This window comes from Streptomyces albiflavescens, from assembly GCF_014645835.1.
GTDB lineage: Bacteria > Actinomycetota > Actinomycetes > Streptomycetales > Streptomycetaceae > Streptomyces > Streptomyces albiflavescens.
In genome coordinates this window covers 602,482-616,335 of sequence record NZ_BMMM01000003.1, presented here as the reverse complement: position 1 = coordinate 616,335, position 13,854 = coordinate 602,482, and the positions used below count along the sequence as shown (strand labels likewise).

Annotated in this window: 14 protein-coding genes; 9 read left to right on the top strand and 5 right to left on the bottom strand. The window is 69.9% G+C overall.

Going from position 1 to position 13,854, the window contains the following annotated elements:
• Nucleotides 1–48 precede the first annotated feature (48 nt).
• From IEY95_RS12180 to IEY95_RS12165, 4 genes are read right to left on the bottom strand one after another with little or no spacing between them, the layout of a single operon-like run.
• Entirely contained in the window at nucleotides 49–1,680 is a 1,632-nt protein-coding gene (locus IEY95_RS12180) for an FAD-dependent monooxygenase (protein WP_189185957.1), read from the bottom strand.
• Nucleotides 1,677–2,339, bottom strand: coding sequence for an HAD family hydrolase (locus IEY95_RS12175; protein ID WP_189185956.1), 663 nt, complete (start codon nucleotides 2,337–2,339; stop codon nucleotides 1,677–1,679). Before IEY95_RS12175 ends, IEY95_RS12180 begins: the two co-directional genes overlap by 4 nt.
• Complete coding sequence (locus tag IEY95_RS12170) at nucleotides 2,336–2,695, bottom strand: cupin domain-containing protein (RefSeq protein ID WP_189185955.1); 360 nt, start codon at nucleotides 2,693–2,695, stop codon at nucleotides 2,336–2,338. The genes IEY95_RS12175 and IEY95_RS12170 overlap by 4 nt, the downstream gene beginning before the upstream one ends.
• A 15-nt stretch (nucleotides 2,696–2,710) precedes the next feature.
• A complete protein-coding gene (locus IEY95_RS12165) occupies nucleotides 2,711–3,709 on the bottom strand; it encodes a phosphotriesterase family protein (protein WP_189185954.1) in 999 nt (332 codons plus the stop codon).
• Between the two features lie 219 nt (nucleotides 3,710–3,928).
• Between IEY95_RS12165 and IEY95_RS12160 the strand changes: the two genes are divergently transcribed.
• Nucleotides 3,929–4,804 carry an SDR family NAD(P)-dependent oxidoreductase gene (locus tag IEY95_RS12160; RefSeq protein ID WP_229702845.1) on the top strand — a complete coding sequence of 292 codons (876 nt, stop codon included), beginning with the start codon at nucleotides 3,929–3,931 and terminating at the stop codon, nucleotides 4,802–4,804.
• 8 nt (nucleotides 4,805–4,812) lie between these two features.
• Nucleotides 4,813–5,385, top strand: coding sequence for a TetR/AcrR family transcriptional regulator (locus IEY95_RS12155; RefSeq protein WP_229702830.1), 573 nt, complete (start codon nucleotides 4,813–4,815; stop codon nucleotides 5,383–5,385).
• Here the strand turns inward: IEY95_RS12155 and IEY95_RS12150 are convergent.
• The gene (locus tag IEY95_RS12150) at nucleotides 5,371–6,237 is read right to left on the bottom strand and encodes a helix-turn-helix transcriptional regulator (RefSeq protein WP_189185952.1); all 867 of its coding nucleotides are present in this window, start codon (nucleotides 6,235–6,237) and stop codon (nucleotides 5,371–5,373) included. The genes IEY95_RS12155 and IEY95_RS12150 overlap by 15 nt on opposite strands.
• Before the next feature lie 177 nt (nucleotides 6,238–6,414).
• On the opposite strand from IEY95_RS12150, the gene IEY95_RS12145 reads away from it, so the two are divergent.
• The 7 genes from IEY95_RS12145 (at nucleotide 6,415) to IEY95_RS12115 (ending at nucleotide 13,786) form a co-directional block, all read left to right on the top strand.
• On the top strand, nucleotides 6,415–7,665 hold the full coding sequence (locus tag IEY95_RS12145) for a cytochrome P450 (protein ID WP_189185951.1): 1,251 nt from the start codon (nucleotides 6,415–6,417) through the stop codon (nucleotides 7,663–7,665).
• 14 nt (nucleotides 7,666–7,679) lie between these two features.
• The gene (locus IEY95_RS12140; RefSeq protein ID WP_189185950.1) at nucleotides 7,680–8,888 is read left to right on the top strand and encodes an MFS transporter; all 1,209 of its coding nucleotides are present in this window, start codon (nucleotides 7,680–7,682) and stop codon (nucleotides 8,886–8,888) included.
• Between the two features lie 112 nt (nucleotides 8,889–9,000).
• Nucleotides 9,001–9,984, top strand: a complete 984-nt coding sequence (locus IEY95_RS12135; RefSeq protein ID WP_229702828.1) for an aldo/keto reductase — start codon at nucleotides 9,001–9,003, stop codon at nucleotides 9,982–9,984.
• 53 nt (nucleotides 9,985–10,037) lie between these two features.
• On the top strand, nucleotides 10,038–10,928 hold the full coding sequence (locus IEY95_RS12130) for an SDR family NAD(P)-dependent oxidoreductase (RefSeq protein ID WP_189185949.1): 891 nt from the start codon (nucleotides 10,038–10,040) through the stop codon (nucleotides 10,926–10,928).
• 30 nt (nucleotides 10,929–10,958) lie between these two features.
• Nucleotides 10,959–13,211, top strand: coding sequence for an MMPL family transporter (locus IEY95_RS12125; RefSeq protein ID WP_189185948.1), 2,253 nt, complete (start codon nucleotides 10,959–10,961; stop codon nucleotides 13,209–13,211).
• Nucleotides 13,208–13,435 carry a ferredoxin gene (locus tag IEY95_RS12120; protein WP_189185947.1) on the top strand — a complete coding sequence of 76 codons (228 nt, stop codon included), beginning with the start codon at nucleotides 13,208–13,210 and terminating at the stop codon, nucleotides 13,433–13,435. The genes IEY95_RS12125 and IEY95_RS12120 overlap by 4 nt, the downstream gene beginning before the upstream one ends.
• A gap of 138 nt (nucleotides 13,436–13,573) precedes the next feature.
• The gene (locus IEY95_RS12115; protein ID WP_189185946.1) at nucleotides 13,574–13,786 is read left to right on the top strand and encodes a hypothetical protein; all 213 of its coding nucleotides are present in this window, start codon (nucleotides 13,574–13,576) and stop codon (nucleotides 13,784–13,786) included.
• Nucleotides 13,787–13,854 lie beyond the last annotated feature (68 nt).

Genomic DNA, 13,854 nt, shown 5'->3' with positions numbered 1-13,854 from the left:
TCGAAGCGGATCCCTTCCAAGGTTCCTGAGAAGTGAGCCCAGGGGGTCCTAAGCTGAGTCGGACGTCACCGCCGGCCGCGAGGGCAGGCGTTCCAGCAGCTCGAGGACTCCCGAGATCCCGGACCGCGCCCCCACGACGCCGTCCGGGCGGATGTATGCCAGCCACGGCGTGCTCGCCGGGCCGAGACCGGGGCCGTCCGCGTGCGCGGTGTCGCAGCGGGCACCGTCGGCGCCGGCCTGCCCGGCCGGGGAAGCGGCGTCGGGGGGCTGGATCCACAGCACGTTCGCCGTGTCGTCCACGCCCCGGCTGCGCAGGGCGACCAGGGCCCGCACGGCGATCTCGCCGGCCGCATGGTCCCCGTACGCGATCAGGCTGTGCCGCCCCGCGGTCAGGTACGTGTGCAGTGACTTTGCCCGCGTGCCCCGCACTGGGACCAGTGCGGTGTCCGGTACGCGCCTGCCCAGCCGGACCGCGCGGGGCACGGAGGAAGCGCCGGGCAGGTCGGCCACGGCGGGGCTGGCCGAGTGGTCGAGGTCGAGCTGGGCGAGCTGCGGCAACATCTGCTTCTCCAGCACGCCGCGGCGGCTGAAGGACTGCATGGTGGCGTCCCGCATGGCGCGGGCCATGGGGTTGCGCAGCAGCCACATCCGGGTCTGCTGGTCGGCGTTGCGCACCGCCTGCACCGAGGCGGGACGACGCTCTGTCTCGTAGCTGTCGAGCAGGGCCGGGTCGGCGCCACGGGCGACGGCGGCGAGCTTCCAACCGACGTCGTAGCCGTCCTGCACACCGGTGTTGAGGCCCTGGCCGCCCGCGGGACTGTGCGCGTGGGCGGCGTCGCCGGCCAGGAAGACCGGGCCCTGGCGGAAGCGCGGGGCGACCTTGGCGTGCACCCGGAAGCGGTTGGACCACCAGGTGCCGCGCAGCCTCAGGCCCCCCGGACCGCGCTCGTCGAGCAACTCCTGCAGCAGCTGGTCGGAGGGGGATCCGGTGCGCCCGTCGGGCTCGATGTCGAAGAAGACCCGGTGTCCGCCCTCCGGCAGGGGCACCAGGACCAGCACCCCGTCCGGAGTGATGTGGTACTGCGCCTCGTCGTTCGGGACGGGGCCCTCCACCGGGCCGTCGCCGAGCAGAAACACCCGGTCGTAGGTGTGGCCTTCGAAGGGGATGCCGACCGCCTCGCGCACCATGCTGTGCGTGCCGTCGGCACCGACCAGCCAACGGTAGGTCTCCTTCTCGACCCGCCCCTGGGCGGGACGCAGGCCAACCGTGACGCCGTCGTCCTCGGCATGGAGGCCGAGGGCCTCGGTCTGCCACTCCACCGTGCCACCGAGTTCGAGGAGGCGGGCGTGCAGCGCTTCCTCGGTGACGGGCTGCGGGGTGCACAGCGGGTGACGGAAGGCGGTGCCCTCCAAACCGCCGAAGCGCATGCCGCCGATCTGCTTCTTGCGGGACCAGTAGGTGGCGCCGGCCAGCGGAAGCGCGGTGTCGACGAGTTTGTCGGCGACGCCGATGCGGTCCAGGCACTCCAGCGCACCGCTCCACAGGATCAGCGCCTTGGGCGCCTCACCCGGGCCCTCACGCCGGTCGACGATCCGGCAGGGCACGCCGAGGCCGAGCAGGGTGCAGGCGGTGGTCAGGCCGGTGGGGCCGGCTCCGACGATGAGAATCTCCGTGGTCATCGCGCAGGACCTCCCGGGTCCGGGTCGCCGGCCTCGAGGAGGGCGAGCACCTCGCGGACGGTGGTGTCGGTGTCGGTGAACCGGACGGATTCGATGCCGAGTTCGCGGGCGGCGAGGCAGTTCTCCTCGGTGTCGTCGACGAACAGGCACTGCCCGGGCTCCGCGTCGAGCCGGTCGAGCAGAATCCGGTAGATCTTCGGGTCGGGCTTGCGCACGCCCTCCTTGTGCGAGTCCACGACGAGTGTGAACAGCTCGTCGACCGGCAGTTGGGCGCGCCAGCGCGGCTCCCACTCGCGGACGTTGTTGGTGAGCAGGGCGATCCGGTAGCCGTCGCCGCGCAGTTGGCGCAGGAAGTCGACGAAGGGCTCGTTGGGCTTCCGGCCGCGAAACCACAGTTCTCCGAACTCGTGGCCGTCCAGGACGCGTTCGGATCCCGGGGGCAGCTCGGCCAGAATGCGCTCCGCCATCTGCCGCTCGGTGATGGCGCCGATCTCCAGGGCGGCCATGGGGGTCTCGCCGTGCCTGTGGGTGGCGGCCGTGAACGCCTCGGCGAGGGCCGCGACCTCGATCCCCGCCAGCTCGGCGAAGGCGGTGAAGGTCTCGACCAGGGGGTTGGTGAGCACGCCGCCGTAGTCGACGACGACGGTGTCGATGGTCACGGGTCCTCCTGTGGGGCCTCGGTGGGCGGTCCGTACTCCAGTTGCAGACCGACCATGACCAGTTCGGTTTCGCCGACGTTGTGCATCTGGTGGCACAGCGGCTGTTCCGCCGGGTTGAACAGCACCACGCCGCTGGGGAGTTCGCCCTCGCGGATGACCTCGCCGTCGGCGCCGAGCGAACGGACCTTGGCTCCGCTGAGCACCACCGTCGCCCAGGGCTTGCGGTGGGTGTGCAGCGGGCGGGTGCCGCCGGGGGGCACCTGTTCGACCCAGGCCTTCACCAGGGGGGTGTCGAGGCACAGCGGTGCGCCGAGCTCCTCCCAGGGCCCCGCCGGGCTGGTGGGTTGTGTGGACATGGAGTCTCCGAGAGGTCAGTAGGGGGCGTTGGCGGAGAAAAAGCGGCGGGGATTGTCGACGAGCATGGTGTGGATCGCGTCGTCACTGACGTCCGCATGGCGCAGCGCGGGCAGCACGTCGTCGTGGATGTGCGTGTAGTGCCAGGAGGGGGCGACGAGTTCGCGCTGGTCCGGTGTGAGGTAGTCCAGGTAACACGGGCAGTCGTGGGACAGCACCAGTTGCTCGGCGTAGCCGGCGTGCACCAGTTCGGCCACGGTCTTCACGCGCTGTTCGACGGGGGCGATGAACTCCATTCCGAAGCGGTCCATGCCGAGAAACGAGCCGGCATCGAGCAGTTCGCGCAGATAGCCGAGGTCGTCGGTGTCGCCGGAATGGCCGATGACGACCCGGCTGAGGTCGACGCCCTCCTCCTCGAAGACCTTCTGCTGCAGCAGCCCGTTGCGCACCAGGGCGTTGCTGTGCGTCTGGATCGGCGCGCCGGTCACGCGATGCGCCTGGGCGGTGGCGCGCAGCACGCGCTCCACGCCCTCGGGCAGGTCCTCGGTCTCGGTCGCGCACTTGAGAACGGCCGCCTTGACCCCCGTGTCACCGATGCCCTCGGTGATGTCGCGCACGAACAGCTCCACCATCGGGTCGGGTCCCTCGAAGACCCGGCCGGGGCCGCGGAAGGCGAAGTACATCGGTTCGTCGTTGTAGGTGTAGACGCCGGTGGCCACGACAATGTTGAGCGGTACCCGGGCCGCCACCTTCTTGATACGGGGCAGATAGCGCCCCTGGCCGAGGACGGTGAGGTCGACGATCGTCCGCACCCCACGCTCGGCAGCGGCGGTCAGCCGGGTGACGGCACTGTCGATCTGCGCCTCCTCGTCCCAGAGTTGAGGATTGTTCTCCTGTATCTCCGAGCTGAGCACAAAGACGTGCTCATGCATCAGAGTTGTTCCGAGCTGTTCAATCGGAATTCCACCCTCCACCGTTTCGACAATGACGGGTTCCAGGGAATCCAACTTCGCCATTTATCCCCCTGATCTAGTTGTCTGCTCCGCTGCTACGGTCTCGATCCCCAAGTTGGTTTGTCAACGAGTATCTGACGGCATGGTGGTGGCATTACCAATAGTGCTGACAGTTACCTTGCCAGCGGCGAATCCAGCAGAGAAAGTGAGGGATTGGGAATGTGCTCGCCGAATGTTAATTCTGCATGACGTTCATCTCTGTGAGGAGCGCACGTGGCGCACATGGAAAAGCTCGCCCTGGTGACCGGCAGCACCGACGGGATCGGGCGCGGGGCCGCCAAGCTGCTGGCCGAACAGGGCTGGCACGTCGTCGTGCACGGCCGCGACCCCCGCAAAGTGGCCGACGCGCTGGCCGATGTACGCAAGGCGGCCAGGGCCGCCAAGGGCACTGCCGGCGAGATCACTTCGGTGACCGCCGACCTCTCCCGCCTGGAGGAGGTGCACGCCCTCGCCGACGACATGCTGCGCACGCACGGCCGACTGGATGCCCTGGTCAACAACGCCGGCGTGGCGACACCCAACCGCAGCGCCCGCACCCGTCGCGTCACCCCGGACGGCTACCAGCTCGAATGGCAGGTGAACTTCCTCGCCGCCTTCGCCCTCACCCTGCGCCTGACAGGTCTGCTCGTCGCCTCCGCGCCCGCCCGTGTGGTCAACGTGAGCTCCGTCGCCCAGGGATGGGGCGCCATCCACTGGGACGATCTGCAACTGGAGCGGCGCTGGGACCGCATGACCGCATACGCCCAGTCCAAACTGGCCCTGACGGCCTTCACCAACGAGTACGCACACCGCCTGGCCGGCCGCGAGGTGTGCGCCAACAGTCTGCATCCGGGCATGTGCTCCACCAAGATGGTCCGCAGCACGTTCGTCTTCGCCCCGCACCGCACCCGATACGGCGCCGAGAACATCACCCGCCTGGTCACCGACCCCGGACTGCGGTCCACCAGCGGCGCCTACTTCAACGAGAGGCGCCGCATCGAGCCCAACGGCTTCGCCCACGATCCGGCCGGCCGACGCAGGCTGTGGGACGTGGCTCTGGCCCAGTCCGGTGTCGCCGACCGCGCAGACACGGTGCTGCCCGAGCTGCTCACCGCCTGACCCCGCCGGTGGCCGAACCCAGACGGGGCGGGCGGCAGGCCCGAGGCGAACGCCGTGTCGAGCAGTTGCTGGATGCCGTCGCGCGCCTGCTGTGCCGTACCGGGGCGACCGTGCCCGGCACCACCGCCATCGCCCGCGAGGCCGGGGTCTCCCCGGGCACCTTCTACCAGTTCTTCGCCGACAAGGAGTCAGTGCTCGCCGCGCTGGGCGAGCGGCTGGTGCGCGAGCTGTACGCGGCGCACGGACCCTTGTTCACCGCGGAGCACGCACGTCTGCCCCCGCAGCGGCTGACCGACGCGGCCTTCGCCCCGCTGCTGTCGTTCCAGCCCGAGAATCCCGCCCTGCTGATGCTCATCCGGGCCGAACTGCTGGGCGGCGTACGAGAGATGCTGACCGTGCGTGCCCCCGCCATGCCCGCGGCGCAGCGGGACCGGGTGGCTGACATGGTGTGCGCACTGCTCCAGGCCGGCCGGGCCCTGGTGCTCGCACACCAGGGCCCGGAAGCCGACGCGTACACCGCCGAGGTCAAGGCCGTGATCGGCCGCTATCTCTCCTCGCGGACTGGATCAGCCCCGCCATGAGGCGGCGAGGTCACCCAGCTGCTTCTCCTCCTGCGAGCCGGGGAAGGCGAAGTGCGTGACGATGCTGAGCCCGGTGGTGTCGCCCTCCACCGCGAACTTGACGTAGTTGAGCGACAGCGGCCCGACCACCGGGTGCTGGAAGCGCCGTACGGACGGGGTGAACTGCTCCACGTCGTGCGAGGTCCACCACTCGTGGAAGAGCGGGCTGGACTTCTTCAGATCGTTGACCACCTCGATGAAGCGCGGGCGGCCCAGCTCGTGGGCGGACTCCGCGCGCAGCAGCCCCACCAGCCAACGCGCCTCGCGCTGCCAGTCCGGCAGTAGATCACGGGCGCGCGGCACGTTGAACATCAGCCACAGGACGTTGCGATGATGCTCGGGCACCTGGGCGACGACGCCGTCCATGAGCGCCGCCTCCGCGCGGTTCCAGGCGATGATGTCGAAGCAACGGGTGATCATGTAGGCCGGGTTGGGGTTGAGCAGGTCGATGAACGCCTGGATGTCCGCGCCGGCCGTCGGCTCCGGGTCCATCGAGGTGGTCTGCGGGGCCTCTCCGGCGAGCCGGTAGAGGTGGTCGCGTTCGGGCGCGTCCAGCGCCAGTGCCCTGGCGATCCCGTTGAGCACCTGCCGGGAGACGTTGATGTTCCGCCCCTGCTCCAGCCAGGTGTACCAGGTGAGGCTGACCCCGGACAGCTGGGCCACTTCCTCCCGCCGCAGCCCCGGGATCCGCCGACGCCCGGACGCCGGTCCGGAAACTTGAATTCCTGACTTTTCCGGGTCCGCCTTTCGGCGTCGAGACCTCAGAAAGTCGCCTAGTTCCTTGCGGCTGAGCTCGTCCTTGGAAGGTCCCATGCGTAATCCCCCGTAGCGCTGGCCAGGACTATGTGGTGCCGTTTCCACCAGTATTTACTCCACTCTTCTTCCGCGTCAATCGATGCCTAATGATGAGACAGGCGACGGGCAATAGCCGACGTCGAATACCACGTACCGCACACCGCATATGCAGTCGATTTACGGAGGGGAAACCGTATGGAAACAGAGACTGAGCGGAAGACCACGGTCGCCGACGAGGTGGACGGAGTGCTGGCCGAGCTGTTCCTCACTCCGGACGGCCTGCGCGATCCGTATCCGCGCTACGAGCGCATCCAGGAACTGGCTGCCGTTCACCATACCGCGCTCGGCCATTGGGTGGTCACGGGTTACGACGACGTCAACGCCTTCCTGCGCAGTCAGCACGCCCTCAAGGACCCCTACCGGGTCTTCGCCCCCTGGGTCGGCAAGGACGACTGGCAGGACCACGCCGCTCTGCGCCGGCTGCCCAACATCATGCTGTGGGCCAACCCGCCGGACCACACCCGGCTGCGCAAGCTCGCCGGCTTCGCGTTCACCAACCGCGCCGTGCAGGCCATGCGTCCGCAGGTGACCGAGATGGTCGAGCGCCTGGCCGACAGGCTCGAACGCGAGGGCTCCCTCGACTACATGAAGGACTTCGCCTTCCCGCTGCCGGCCATGGCCACCGGCCGCATGCTCGGCATCCCCGACGCCGATCTGTCCTCACTACAGGGCCCGATGCGCGCCTTCCAGGACATCTACGAACTCGGTCTGACCCCCGATGACCTCGCCGAGTGCGACAAGGGCGCCCAGTTCACCGACGACTACTTCAGCGGCCTCGTCGAGGAGCGCCGCAAGAACCCCGGCGACGACCTGCTGTCCGCGCTCATCGCCGCCAAGGACGGCGAGGACAAGCTCAGCCAGGGCGAGCTCATCGGCATGTGCAACCTGCTGTTCGGTGCCGGTTTCGAGACCACGACCAACCTGCTGGGCAACGGCATGCTGGCCCTGCTGCGCCACCCCGACCAGATGGACCGGCTGCGGGCCGACCTGAGCCTGGTTCCGGGCGCCGTCGAGGAGATGCTCCGTTACGACAGCCCCACCCAGCTCGGCAACCGGGTCACCGACGGCCCCGTCGAGATCGCCGGCGTCGAGATCCCGGTCGGCTCCTCGGTGGTGGCCCTGGTCGGCGCCGCCCACCGCGACCCGCGGCGTTACCCCGACCCGACCCGCTTCGACGTGACCCGCGCCGACGCTCCCGTGTTGTCCTTCAGTTCCGGCATCCACTACTGCCTCGGCGCGTCACTGGCCCGCATGGAGGCGCAGATCGCTTTCACCACCCTGCTGCGCCGCTTTCCCGGGCTGCGCTTCGACGGGGAGGACACCGTGGAGTTCCGGCCCCGGCTCACCCTGCGCGGTGTGGAATCCCTGCCCATCGCGATCGGCTGACGGGAGGTCACCCCGTGGCTTCCCCCGTTCGGACCGACCGCGCCCGGGGCCGGTCCGCCGCCCCCGCGCGCGGCCTGGTGCCGTTGTTCGCGATCGCCTGCGGACTGACTGTGGGCAATCTCTATCTGTCCCTGCCGCTGCTGGACACCCTCGCCGCCGAACTGCACCGCTCGCACTTCGCGGTGAGCCTGGTCGTCGTGGCCACCCAGGCCGCGTACGCGGTCGGTCTGGTGCTGGTCGTACCGCTGGGCGACATGCTCGACCGGCGCAGACTCGTCCTCGCGCTGCTCACCGCCGAGACGGCGGCGCTCCTGCTGGCCGCCGCCGCGCCGGGCATCGAGGTGCTCTGTGTGGCCGCGGCCCTCATCGGCCTGACCTCGGTGGTGGTCATGGTGATGGTGCCGTTCGCCGCGTCGCTCGCCCCCGAGGCCCAACGCGGCCGGGTGGTGGCGAGCGTGATGAGCGGGGTCCTCATCGGCTCGCTGCTGATCCGCTTCCTGTCCGGCGTCGTCGGCGAGCACACCGGCTGGCGGCCCGTCTACTACGGCGCGGCCGGCGTCGCCGGAGCACTCGTCCTCGTCCTGCGCAGCCGCATTCCGGCGGACACCGGAGCCCCGCCGGACACCGGCCTCGGCTACGCGAGTCTGCTGCGCTCACTGCCGGGCCTGGTGCGCTTCAGTCCGGTGCTGCGCCGCCGCTCCCTCTACGGGGCGCTGTGCTTCGCCGCGTTCACCGCCTTCTGGACCCCGCTGCCCTTCCTCCTGGCCGGCCCCCACTACGGATACGGAGCCGACGCGGTCGGGCTGCTCGGCCTGGTCGGCATCGGCGGTGTCGTGGCGGCGGCCCTCGCCGGCCGGGCGGCGGACCGTGATCTCGGGCCCTGGCCGACCGGGGTCCTGCTCGCCGGGGTGTGTGTGTCCTTCCTCCCGGCCGCCTTCGGCGCGCACTCGCTCGCACTGCTCGTCCTGGCCACGTTCCTCCTGGACTTCATGGTCCAAGGGGCTCACATCACCAATCAGAGCGAGATCTACCGACTGCCCCCGGAAATTCGTGGCCGAGTGACCTCGGTGTACATGACCGGATATTTCCTGGGCGGGGCGATGGGGGCCGTAGGGGCGGCGGCCCTGTATTCCGCATCGGGCTGGCCCGCGGTCTGCGTACTGGGGTCCGCGCTCACCGGCGCCGCCTTCCTGGCCTGGGCGTTCCACCTGGTCAGGGACTGATCTGGTGCTCCGACTGCTATTAGTTCCGCCACCATTGTGCCCATTCGGGCCCGGCCATAGGGTTGTTGGGCGGGAATTCAGTGAATTCCCCGGAGTAAAACGGAGTTGACATATGGACGTGCCCCCGCGCGAACTCGCGGACGGCCTGCAGGTCTCCGCACTCGGACTCGGCTGCATGGGAATGGCCGAATTCTACGGGGACCGCAACGACCCCGAATCGATCGCCACGATCCACCGGGCCATCGACCTCGGCGTGAACTTCCTGGACACCGCCGACATGTACGGCGACGGCGTCTCCGAGGAGATCGTCGGAAAGGCACTGCGCGGCGGCCACCGCGACCGGGTCGTCCTCGCCACCAAGTGCGGCATGATCAGGACCCCTTCCGGGGTGGAGCTGAACGGATCGCCCGCCCACATCCGCAAGGCCATCGACGCCAGCCTCAAGCGGCTCGGCACCGACCGGGTCGATCTGTACTACCTGCACCGCATCGACCCGCAGGTGCCGGTCGAGGACTCGGTCGGGGCTCTGTCGGAGATCGTCCAGGCCGGCAAGGCCCGCTTCATCGGCCTGTCCGAGGCGGGCGCCCAGACCATCCGACGGGCGCACGCCGTGCACCCGGTCTCCGTCCTGCAGACCGAGTACTCGCTGGCCAGCCGCGGGGTCGAGGACAAGATCCTGCCGACCTGCCGTGAACTGGGCATCGGCTTCGTCGCCTGGGGCCCGCTCAGCCGCGGCCTGCTCGGCGGGCAGATCATCAGCGACGCGGACCTGGCCGCCACCGATCTGCGCCACTTCCTGCCGCGTTTCGAACCGGACAACCTCGCCGTCAACGGGGCGATCGTCACCCGGCTCGGCGAGATCGCCCTCGACAAGGGCTGCAGCACCGCGCAACTGGCCCTGGCCTGGCTGATGGCGCAGGACGTCGTTCCCATCCCCGGCAGTCAGACCCGCCGGGACTTCGACGAGAACGTCGCGGCACTGAGCGTCGAGCTCACCGCGGACGACCTCGCCCGGATCGAAGCCGTCGCACCGCCCGGGGCATTCGCGGGCGAGCGGTTCCCGGCCGGGCTGATGCACCTGGTGGAAGACGAGTGAGCGGACACCACCGCATCGAACCACCTCTCCATTCATTGACGACGGAGGCACCCGTGAGTCCGAACCCTTCCGCACCGACGGCCTTGATCACCGGCGCGTCCGGCGGCCTGGGAACCGCGACGATCAAGAAGCTGTCGAACGCCGGCTGGCATGTGATCGCCGCGGTCCGCACCTCCGGGGCGCTCGCGAAACTGCCCGACGTCGAGTCGCTGACACCCGTCGTCCTGGACGTCGCCGACCCCGACTCGATCGCCGCGCTCGCCGAGAACCTTTCGCCCGTCCTCGGCGACCGCGGGCTCCAAGCCCTGGTGAACAACGCCGGTGTCATCGTGCAGGGGCCGGTCGAGGTGGTCCCCCCGCACGCGCTGCGCCGCCAGTTCGACATCAACGTCCTCGGCCAGATCGCCGTCACCCAGGCCTTCCTGCCCGCGTTGCGCCGCGCCGGCGGCCGGGTGGTCAACATCGGCGCCGTCACCGCCCGTGTCTCCGTCCCGTTCTTCGGACCGGTCGCCGCCTCCAAAGCCGCCCTCGCCTCCCTGAACGACGCGCTGCGCATGGAGTTGAGGTTCCAGGGCGTCGACGTCGTTCTGGTCGAACCCGGCGCCCTGGAGACGGAGATCTTCACCAAGGCCGAGAAGTCCGCGGCCGAGGACGGCTGGACCGGCGGCACCGAGGCACGGCGGCGGTACATCAAGGCGGTGGCGGACGCCCAGGCGGCCTCCGCCAAGCAGAGCGCCACGGCCATCGACAAGGCGGCCGGCACCCTGGTCAAGGCGATCACGGCGCGCCGCCCGGCCACCCGCTACCTCATCGGCCAGGACGCCCGCGCCCTGTCCTTCCTGCGAGTCCTGCCCGACCGGCTCCGCGACACGATGCTGCTGCGCACACTCGGACTCAACCGCGCCTCCTTCGAGGCCACCGCGGAATCCGTGCACCACGCCTGAGACGCCGAATACACCCCGGAGAGGACCATCATGTTCGAGCGTCTGGCCCGGCTGACCACAGTACGGCCACGCCTCATCCTGATCCTGGCGCTGCTGTTCGCCGCCGCCGCCGTCGTCCTCGGCGGCGGGGTGGCCGACCGGCTGCAGGGCGGCGGCACCACCGACCCCGCGGCCGAGTCCTCACAGGCGTCGGATCTCCTGGAGCGGGACTTCGCCGCCGGTCGCCCCAATCTGGCGCTGCTGCTCAAGGCCGACGGGGGAGTGGACACCGCGCCCGCCGCCGCCGAGGGACGGCGGCTCGCCGAGCGGCTCGCCACCGAGCACCACGTGCAGGGCGTTTCCTCGTACTGGCAGGACAAGTCCCCGGCACTGCGCAGCACCGACGGGCGCTACGCGCTGATCGTCGCCCGCATCACGGGAACCGAGACCGAGGCCGACGACACCCTCAAAGCCATCGCCCCTGACTATCGCGGCAGCCACGGCCCGCTGGACGTCAAGATCGGCGGCGCCACCCAGATCCGTACCGAGGTCCAGGACACCAGCCGCGAGGACCTGGGCAAGGCGGAGGCCATCGCGCTGCCTCTGACCCTGTTGATCCTCATCCTGGTCTTCCGCAGCGCGGTGGCGGCACTGCTACCGGTGATCATCGGGCTGATCGCGATCGTCGGCACCAACGCCTCACTGCGGGTCATCACCGGCTTCACCGACGTCTCGGTGTTCGCGCTCAACCTGACCACCGCGCTGGGCCTCGGACTGGCCGTGGACTACGGGCTGTTCATCGTCCGCCGCTACCGAGAGGAACTGCACGGCGGACTGCCTCCCAAGGCCGCCATCGGCACCACGCTCGCCACCGCCGGACGCACGGTTGCCTTCTCGGCCCTCACCGTGGCCGTGTCGCTCTCGGCCATGCTCATCTTCCCCATGTACTACCTGCGGTCCTTCGCGTACGCGGGCATCTCCGTGGTGCTCATCGCCGCGGCCGCAGCCCTGCTGGTGCTGCCCGCCCTGCTGGTGGTCCTGGGCCGGCGGATCGACGCCCTCGACCTGACCCGGCTCTTCCGGCGCCGCTCCGGCCACGCGCCGGCCGACGCCTCCGGACGGCGCTGGCGGCGCATCGGCGAGGCCGTCGTCAAACGCCCGGTGATCTTCCTGGTGACCGCAGTCGCCGCGCTGGTCGCCCTCGGCCTGCCGCTCTTCGGGGCGACCTTCGGCAACATCGACGACCGGCAACTGCCCAAGGAGGCCGAAGCACACCAGGTGCACCAAGTGATCCGGGACGAGTTCACCTCCCGCCCCACCGGAGTGCTCGACGTGGTCGCCGACGGCGTCGACGGCGCGCGGCGCACCACCGAGATCGGTCCCTACGCGGCCCGGCTGTCCGGGCTTCCCGGCGTCGTACGCGTCGACTCCGCGGCCGGCGTGTACCAGAAGGGGCACCTGACCCAGCCCGCCGGACCCGCGCAACAGCGCTACACCGCCGAGGGCGGCCAGGCCACCTATCTGTCCGTGGTGCCCTCCCTGGAGGACGTCTCCCCCGAGAGCCAGCACCTGGTGCGCCAGATCCGCAACGTGCCCGCCCCCTTCCCCGTGCACGTGGGCGGCGGCGCGGCCGAGCTGGTCGACACCCAGGACACCCTCACCGACCGGCTGCCGTACGCGCTCGTCGCGATGGTCGGCGTCACGATGGTGCTGCTGTTCCTGATGACCGGCAGCATCGTGATGCCCCTCAAGGCCGTGGTCCTCAACACCCTCAGCCTGACCGCCACCTTCGGCGCGCTGGTCTGGGTCTTCCAGGACGGCCATCTCAGCGGCGCCCTCGGTGACTTCACCGTCACCGGCTTCCTCCCGGCCACCCTGCCGGTGCTGATGTTCTGCGTGGCCTTCGGACTGTCCATGGACTACGAGGTGTTCGTGCTGTCGCGGATCAAGGAGGAGTACGACCGCACCGGTGATACCGTCCGCGCCGTCGTCTTCGGCCTGCAGCGCAGCGGCGGCGTGGTCACCGCGGCGGCCGCCGTGCTGTCCATCGTTCTGGTCGCCATCGGCACATCCAAGATCACCAACATGAAGATGCTCGGCCTCGGCCTGGCCTTGGCCGTCCTCATGGACGCCATCGTCGTGCGAGGCGTTCTGGTGCCGGCGGTGATGCGGCTGCTCGGCCGCGCCAACTGGTGGGCACCTGGCCCTCTGCGGCGGCTGCACAGCAGGTTCGGTATCAGCGAGGGCGGCCCGGGGGAACCGGAGCCGGTCCTGACCGTGGCGAAGGCGGGTGAGCCGCTATGACGGAGCTCTGGACGGTCGAGGTCGACTCCTTGGTCTGCGTCGGATCGGGCCTGTGCGCCGGCAGCGCGCCCGAGTGCTTCACCCTGGACACCTCCGGCCGGGCGCGGCCACCGAAGGCGCCGGTCGAGGCGGCCGACGAGGTGCTGGAAGCGGCCGAGAACTGCCCTGCCGCAGCGATCACGCTGCGCAAGACGACCGGAGGCGAGGAGATCTTCGCGCCCTGAGCCCCCGCAGCGGCGCGAACAGCCTGTCCCGGCTCAAGTGCACTTGAGCCGGGACAGGCATTTTCGCTGCGTACGCGCTGCGCCCCCTGCGGGCATCCCAAGTACCGCCTGACGAGGGATCGGCCCGCACTCCCTCTGATGTTCGTCGGGCACAGCCCCATCGCCATGGGCAGCCCGGGACAGTTGATCACGACGCTGGGCCACGAGGACCGCGCGGGCCTCTCGGTCGTGGCCGGCGGCGCCGGCCTACGCCTGCGCAGGAGAGTTCGTACGACCGTCTCCACGCCCTCGGCCATGCTCGTCCCAGACCTGTTCGCCGTGCGCGCGTGCACGGCGCACACCGGCGGCTGATTCGTGAGGACCTGCGCCTGATCGGGTCCCGCTCACCCGGCCCGGCACGTACGCGCCCTCCCATGAGA

Excerpts from the sequence above, each read along its gene's own strand:
- IEY95_RS12180 (WP_189185957.1), bottom strand. The coding sequence starts at position 1,680 with ATGACCACGGAGATTCTCATCGTCGGAGCCGGCCCCACCGGCCTGACC.
- IEY95_RS12170 (WP_189185955.1), bottom strand. The coding sequence starts at position 2,695 with ATGTCCACACAACCCACCAGCCCGGCGGGGCCCTGGGAGGAGCTCGGC.
- IEY95_RS12165 (WP_189185954.1), bottom strand. The coding sequence starts at position 3,709 with ATGGCGAAGTTGGATTCCCTGGAACCCGTCATTGTCGAAACGGTGGAG.
- IEY95_RS12160 (WP_229702845.1), top strand. The coding sequence starts at position 3,929 with ATGGAAAAGCTCGCCCTGGTGACCGGCAGCACCGACGGGATCGGGCGC.
- IEY95_RS12150 (WP_189185952.1), bottom strand. The coding sequence starts at position 6,237 with ATGGGACCTTCCAAGGACGAGCTCAGCCGCAAGGAACTAGGCGACTTT.
- IEY95_RS12145 (WP_189185951.1), top strand. The coding sequence starts at position 6,415 with ATGGAAACAGAGACTGAGCGGAAGACCACGGTCGCCGACGAGGTGGAC.
- IEY95_RS12135 (WP_229702828.1), top strand. The coding sequence starts at position 9,001 with ATGGACGTGCCCCCGCGCGAACTCGCGGACGGCCTGCAGGTCTCCGCA.
- IEY95_RS12125 (WP_189185948.1), top strand. The coding sequence starts at position 10,959 with ATGTTCGAGCGTCTGGCCCGGCTGACCACAGTACGGCCACGCCTCATC.
- IEY95_RS12120 (WP_189185947.1), top strand. The coding sequence starts at position 13,208 with ATGACGGAGCTCTGGACGGTCGAGGTCGACTCCTTGGTCTGCGTCGGA.
- IEY95_RS12115 (WP_189185946.1), top strand. The coding sequence starts at position 13,574 with ATGTTCGTCGGGCACAGCCCCATCGCCATGGGCAGCCCGGGACAGTTG.